The organism is Pseudomonas sp. FW300-N1A1, from assembly GCF_058789115.1.
Genome location: NZ_JBYTBK010000052.1, coordinates 23,527 through 29,526, shown reverse-complemented (window position 1 = coordinate 29,526; position 6,000 = coordinate 23,527). Strand labels below are relative to the sequence as shown.

The following is a 6,000-nucleotide window of genomic DNA, read 5'->3' as shown; positions in this document are numbered from 1 at the left end:
CCTGATGAAAAACCAGAGCGAATACCACCCAAACTCAGTTATTGGAGCTTCCCCTCAAACATAGAATCTCCCACAATGAACCAGCCCCCCATGCACTTCGACCTGATTGACCTGCGGCTGTACCTGAACACCCTCGATGCCGGCAATATCACCGCCGGTGCCGTCCGCAGCCACCTGTCACTGGCAGCGGCCAGTGCACGCATCCGGGCGATGGAGGCATCGCTGGGCATCACCCTGTTCGACCGTGGTCGACGCGGCATCAGCCCGACCCCGGCCGGCAAGGCGCTGGCGCAACATGCGCGAGTGATCCTGCTTCAGGCCGAACGCTTGCAGCAGGACCTTGCCGAATATGCCAAGGGCGTCAAAGGTCAGGTGCGCTTGCTGTGCAACACCACGGCGATCACCGAATACCTGCCCGAACTGCTCGCCGGTTTTCTGCGCGAACACCCCAACCTCGACATCGACTTGCAAGAACGGCCAAGCCAGCGCATCACCCACGCCTTGCGTCAGGGCGCGGCCGAGTTGGGTATCGTGTCCGATGCGGTGGACACCGCTGACCTGGAAACCCGGCCGTTTCGCGATGACCCGCTGGTGCTGATCTGCCCCAACGATCACCCGCTGGCCGACACTCATTCACCGGGTTTCAGCCAGACCCTGGCTCACGATTACGTCGGGCTGAATGCCCACAGCGCGTTGGCGATTTATCTGGAGGAGCAGGCGCTGCACGCCGGGCTGCGCATGCAGATCCGCATCCGGGCCGATGGCTTTGACGGCGTCATGCGCATGGTCGCCCATGGCGCGGGTCTGGCGATCGTGCCGCTGGCGGCCGTGCAACGTTATGCCGACGGGCACGCGTTCAAATGCTTCGCCCTGCAGGAGCCCTGGGCACAGCGAAAGCTGCTGCTGTGCGCTCGCTCATTCGACGCCCTGCCCCGGTATACCCAGGCCCTGCTGCGGGCCTTGCAGCCGCAGCAGGGTGTCTAGCCGATCAAGCCTCGTCAGGCACGGGATCCTGCGTTGCACGGGCCCGGCTCTTGCGGAAAAACACTCCGTAGACCAACGACAGAATCAGCAGAAACGGCACGCCAAACACCAGGGTCATCTTGAACGCGTCGGTGAAGTAGGTGGTGATCATCACCGCCCCCATCAGCACCAGCCCCAGCAGCGTCGAGTAGGGAAACAGGCGCATGCGGAACGATAGCTTTCGCTCACCGTGACGCTGGTGATATCGGCGGAAACAGTAGTGCGTCAGGAAGATCATGAACCAGGTGAAGATGGCGCCGAACATGGAGATCGCCATCATCAAGGTGAAGGAGCTTTCCGGGTACATCACGTTCAGCAAGGTCGCCAGGGCAATGCCCGAACTGGACAACAACAAGGCATTCAACGGGATGCCGCTCTTGCTCAACGCGCCCATCGCCTTGGGTGCGTAACCACCACGGGACAGGCTGAACATCATGCGTGTGGTGATGTAGAGCTGGCTGTTCATCGCGGACAAGGCGGCGATCAGGATCACGAAGTTCATCACCCCGGTGGCGCCGGGAATGCCGATGGTTTGCATCACCGTGACGAACGGGCTCTGGGTCTGACCGGCCTGTACCCAGGGCACGATCGCCAGCATCAGGGCCAGGGTCAGCAGGTAAAACACCACCAGCCGCACCATGGTCGCGCGAAAGGCTTTCTTGACCGCCCGCTCCGGATCCTCGGCTTCACCGGCCGCCACCGCGATCATTTCCACGCTCAGGTAGCTGAAGATCGACACGATCACCGCCACCCACATCCCTTGCAGGCCGTGAGGGAAAAAGCCGCCGTGAGCGGTGTAATGCTGCACGCCGTAGTCCGGGTTGCCGGAACCGAACACCACGTACACCGCCAGGATGATGAAGCCGACAATCGCCGCGATCTTGATGGTCGAGAACCAGTACTCGAAGGTACCGAAGGTCTTCACGCTGATGGCGTTGAGCACGATCAGCACACTGGAGAACGAGACGATCCAGATCCATTCAGGCACGTTGGCGAACCAGTACTTCATGTACATCGCCACCGCTGTCACTTCCGTGCCGACCGCCAGCACAATCGCCGCCCAATAGGCATAGCGCACCAGGAACCCGGCCAGGGGGCTGACGTAGAACTCGGCATAGGCGCCGAAGGAACCGGAGGTGGAATGGGCCACGGTCATTTCCGCAAGGCAGCCCATCAACAGCAGCGTGATGATCGCGCCAATGGCGTAGCTGAGCAGCACGCTCGGCCCGGCATAGCCGATGGCATAGGCACTGCCCATGAACAGCCCGGTGCCGATCGCCCCGCCGATGGCGATCATGCTCATCTGTCCCGAGGTGAGCTGACGCCTGAGGCCATGCTCGCGGTTGGAAATCGTGTCAAAGCCGCTGGCTTCGCTCATGTGTCTGTCCTCTGAATACTTGTTTTTTTAAGAGCACATCGTTGATCAAATACCGAACCCTGCAATCGAACGCAAAACCTGTGGCGAGGGAGCTTGCTCCCGCTTGAGTGCGCAGCACTCACAACATCATTGTTCACGACAAAGATCTTGGGGCCGCTACGCAGCCCAGCGGGAGCAAGTTCCCTCGCCACGGTTCATGAGCATTACAAAGCCCGGTTTACACAGGACTCAGGTCACGCTGTGACGAACCTGGAACTGCGCGTGCGCCCAGGTCTTCTGGTCGAGAATGTCACCCAGGATCTGCACCGCATCGAACACTTCGGTGAAGCTGGTGTACAGCGGGGTGAAACCGAAGCGCATGATCCGTGGCTCACGGTAGTCACCGATCACGCCTTGGGCGATCAGGGCCTGAATCACCGCGTAACCCTGCGGGTGTTCGAAACTGACATGGCTGCCGCGCCGGGCGTGCTCACGCGGGGTGATCAGCTTCAGGTCGTGGGCGGCGCAACGCTCCTCGACCAGCGCGATGAACAGGTCGGTCAGGGCCAGGGATTTACGGCGCAGGCTGGCCATGTCGGTCTGGGCGAAGATGTCCAGGCCGCACTCGACCATGGCCAGCGAAGTGATCGGCTGCGTGCCGCACAGGTAACGGGCAATGCCGCGGCTTGGCTCGTAACCCGACGCCATGTCGAACTGGCGGGCGTGGCCGAACCAGCCCGACAACGGCTGCGTGACCAGATCGCACAGCTGCGGCGAGACCCAGACGAACGCTTGCGAACCCGGGCCGCCGTTGAGGTATTTGTAGGTGCAGCCGATGGCGTAGTCCGCACCGGCCTGGCGCAGGTCCACCGGCACCGCGCCAGCCGAGTGAGCCAGGTCCCAGACCGCCAGCGCGCCACATTCGTGGATCAGCGTGGTCGTGGCCTGCATGTCGTGCATATAGCCGGTCTTGTAGTTGACGTGGGTCAGCATCACCACGGCGACGTCCTGGTCAATCGCCTGCGCCAGCGCTTGCGGGCTGTCCACCAGACGCAGGCTGTAGCCCTGTTGCAGCAAATCCATCAGCCCTTCGGCAATGTACAGATCGGTGGGGAAGTTGCTCGACTCGCTGACAATCACCCGCCGCTCAGGCGCTCGCGTGGCCTGCACGCGCAAGGCCGCGCCGAGCACTTTGAACAGGTTGATCGAGGTGGTATCGGTGATCACCACTTCGCCTTCACCGGCACCGATCAGCCCGGCAAGGCGATCGCCCAGGCGCTGCGGCAGATCGCGCCAGCCGGCGCTGTTCCAGCTGCGGATCAAACCATCGCCCCACTCCTGGGCAATCACCGCCCGGGCGCGCTCAAGGGCCGCGACCGGGCGGGCGCCCAAGGAGTTGCCGTCGAGGTAGATCACGCCCTCGGGCAAGGCAAACTGATCACGCAAAGGGGCCAGGGAGTCCTGCGCATCGAGCGCCAGGCAATCGTTTCTTGTGGTCATTGTCGGTCCTGTTCTTTAAGTGACATGCGGCCGGTGGTTACCGTATTCCGGGGATTTCCATGCCTGCACGATGAGCAAATAATGAACGAACCTTTGCAGAATTTTCGTGCAAAGTGGCAGGTCATATAGTAGTTATCTCGAAGATAATTCGAATCCAACTCAAAAAACCGCGGATTTATTCAACCCATGACACTCGACTCCACAGACCTGCGGATCCTGCATTACCTGCAGCAGGATGGCCGTATCAGCAACCAGGAACTGGCGGAGAAAGTCGCGCTGTCGCCCTCGGCCTGCCTGCGTCGTTTACGCCTGCTGGAAAGCGAGGGGATCATCACCGGTTATCGCGCCGAACTGAGCGCCGAACGCTTGGGCGTGGAGCTGGAAGCCATCGTCCATGTGTCCCTGCGCCAGGATATCGACGACTGGCACGAGACCTTCATCAAGAAGGTCCAGGACTGGCCGGAAGTGACCACCGCCTACGTGATTACCGGTGCCAGCAACTACGTGCTGCGGATCCAGGCGCGCAACCTCAAGCACTTCTCGGATTTCATCGTCAACAAACTCAACCGCACGGCGGGGGTAACCGATATCCGTTCGGAAATCGTCCTGCAGAAAATCAAGGAACGGGTCAACTTGCTGGATCTGGTTGCCCGCAAGTAAGGCTGCGACCCACTCAAAGCCCGCGCATACGCCGGGCTTCGTGACGCTGCACGGTGGCGCTGGGGGATTCGTCGAACAGCTTGCGGTACTCGGCGGAAAACCGGCCCATGTGGGTAAAGCCCCAGGCCATGGCGATCTCCGAGATATTGCGCGCCTGGCCATGCTCAAGCAGATCCTGACGCACCGCGTTCAACCGGTGCTTCTTCAGATAGGCCATCGGTGACAGGGCGAAGTACTTCCTGAACGCTTCGAACAACTTGAACCGGGAAACCCCCGCCGCCGCTTCGATATCTTCCAGGTGCACCGCTTCGCGGGCGTTGTCGTGGATGTACTGTTTGGCCCGGACCAGATAGTGCGGCACCTTCACCGCCAACACCTGGCGCAGCTCCTCGGAGTAATTGTTCGGCTGGGCGAGGATCAGGCCCTTGATCAACGAGCTTTCGAGGTCCCGGGTGAAGGTCACGTGATCAAACAGCACATTGCTGTGCTCCAGTTCCGCAATGAAATACCGCGCCATGCGCCACCACGCCGCCGACGCGCCGTCCACCGCGTCCATCACCGGTTCGAAGCGCAGCGGCGCATCCAGCGGGTGCTGCAGGATCCCCTCCAGCGACTCGCTCATGGCGGCGCGGGTGATCACCACCTGAAGCTTGCGACAGTCACCGGAGATCGCCAGCATCTGGCTTTCATTCGGCGAAATGATCACCCCTTGATCGCGGTTGGACTTGAGCAGCGTGCCGTCTTTGCGCAGCTCCTGCTCACCCACCAGCGGCAGGCTGAGGCTGTAGCTGCTGAAGTGTTCGGCGTCTTCGATGTCGACGGTCACATCGGTGCCGTACTCGATCGTGCCCAGGGTGGTGGCCATGGACTTGAACACATTGGCGCTGTGATGAAAGCGGATCCGCTCCGGCGTCGTGGTTTCGAGTCGATGCGGGCCACAGATCCCCGACATCCAGGTCCTGGCCCCTTCAAGGTCATAGTGATCGATACGAATATCGCGAAACTGCGGATCAGCTTTGCTACTCATCACGGCGCACCCACGGCAATATTTTTTTCAGCGCGCTCTGACGGCGCACCTCTGGCGTGAAGCGAGCAAGTTCCAGACCACTCAACGCGCCTGCCGACCCGATGGATAGCAATCGCCAACTATGTGGATAAAGCACGCCCCGGATCACGGCGCATGCCCCTGAACAGCACTCCAGGCTGGGCAAAACAGTACCTCAATGCGCCGCACCGGGGCAGCCGTTCATCGATTGGTGCCGGTGCCTGGGTATTCGCTGCCCAGTCTGATGCGAGTGTTACCCACGGGACGCACTCATTACCGACAGGTATCTGTGGCGAGGGAGCTTGCTCCCGTTGGAGCGCGAAGCGGTCCTGAGTCCAGTTAACGCGTTATTTCAGTTGAAATTTGCCAAGGACATTTACGACTGCTGCGCAGTCGAGCGGGAGCAAGCTCCCTC

The 6,000-nt window shown here is 61.1% G+C and carries 5 protein-coding genes; 2 read left to right on the top strand and 3 right to left on the bottom strand.

The window, feature by feature from the left end:
- The first annotated feature begins 90 nt into the window (after window positions 1-90).
- On the top strand, window positions 91-984 hold the full coding sequence (locus tag AC3WQN_RS23455; protein WP_103401747.1) for a LysR family transcriptional regulator: 894 nt from the start codon (window positions 91-93) through the stop codon (window positions 982-984).
- A gap of 4 nt (window positions 985-988) precedes the next feature.
- On the opposite strand, the gene AC3WQN_RS23450 is transcribed toward AC3WQN_RS23455, so the two are convergent.
- On the bottom strand, window positions 989-2,401 hold the full coding sequence (locus AC3WQN_RS23450) for an amino acid permease (RefSeq protein ID WP_103401748.1): 1,413 nt from the start codon (window positions 2,399-2,401) through the stop codon (window positions 989-991).
- A 228-nt stretch (window positions 2,402-2,629) separates the two neighbouring features.
- The gene (kynU, locus tag AC3WQN_RS23445; RefSeq protein ID WP_103401750.1) at window positions 2,630-3,880 is read right to left on the bottom strand and encodes a kynureninase; all 1,251 of its coding nucleotides are present in this window, start codon (window positions 3,878-3,880) and stop codon (window positions 2,630-2,632) included.
- Window positions 3,881-4,066: 186 nt separating this feature from the next.
- Between kynU and AC3WQN_RS23440 the strand changes: the two genes are divergently transcribed.
- On the top strand, window positions 4,067-4,540 hold the full coding sequence (locus AC3WQN_RS23440; RefSeq protein ID WP_095081759.1) for an Lrp/AsnC family transcriptional regulator: 474 nt from the start codon (window positions 4,067-4,069) through the stop codon (window positions 4,538-4,540).
- Window positions 4,541-4,553: 13 nt separating this feature from the next.
- Here the strand turns inward: AC3WQN_RS23440 and AC3WQN_RS23435 are convergent, their stop codons facing one another.
- Entirely contained in the window at window positions 4,554-5,567 is a 1,014-nt protein-coding gene (locus tag AC3WQN_RS23435; RefSeq protein ID WP_103401751.1) for an AraC family transcriptional regulator, read from the bottom strand.
- Window positions 5,568-6,000 lie beyond the last annotated feature (433 nt).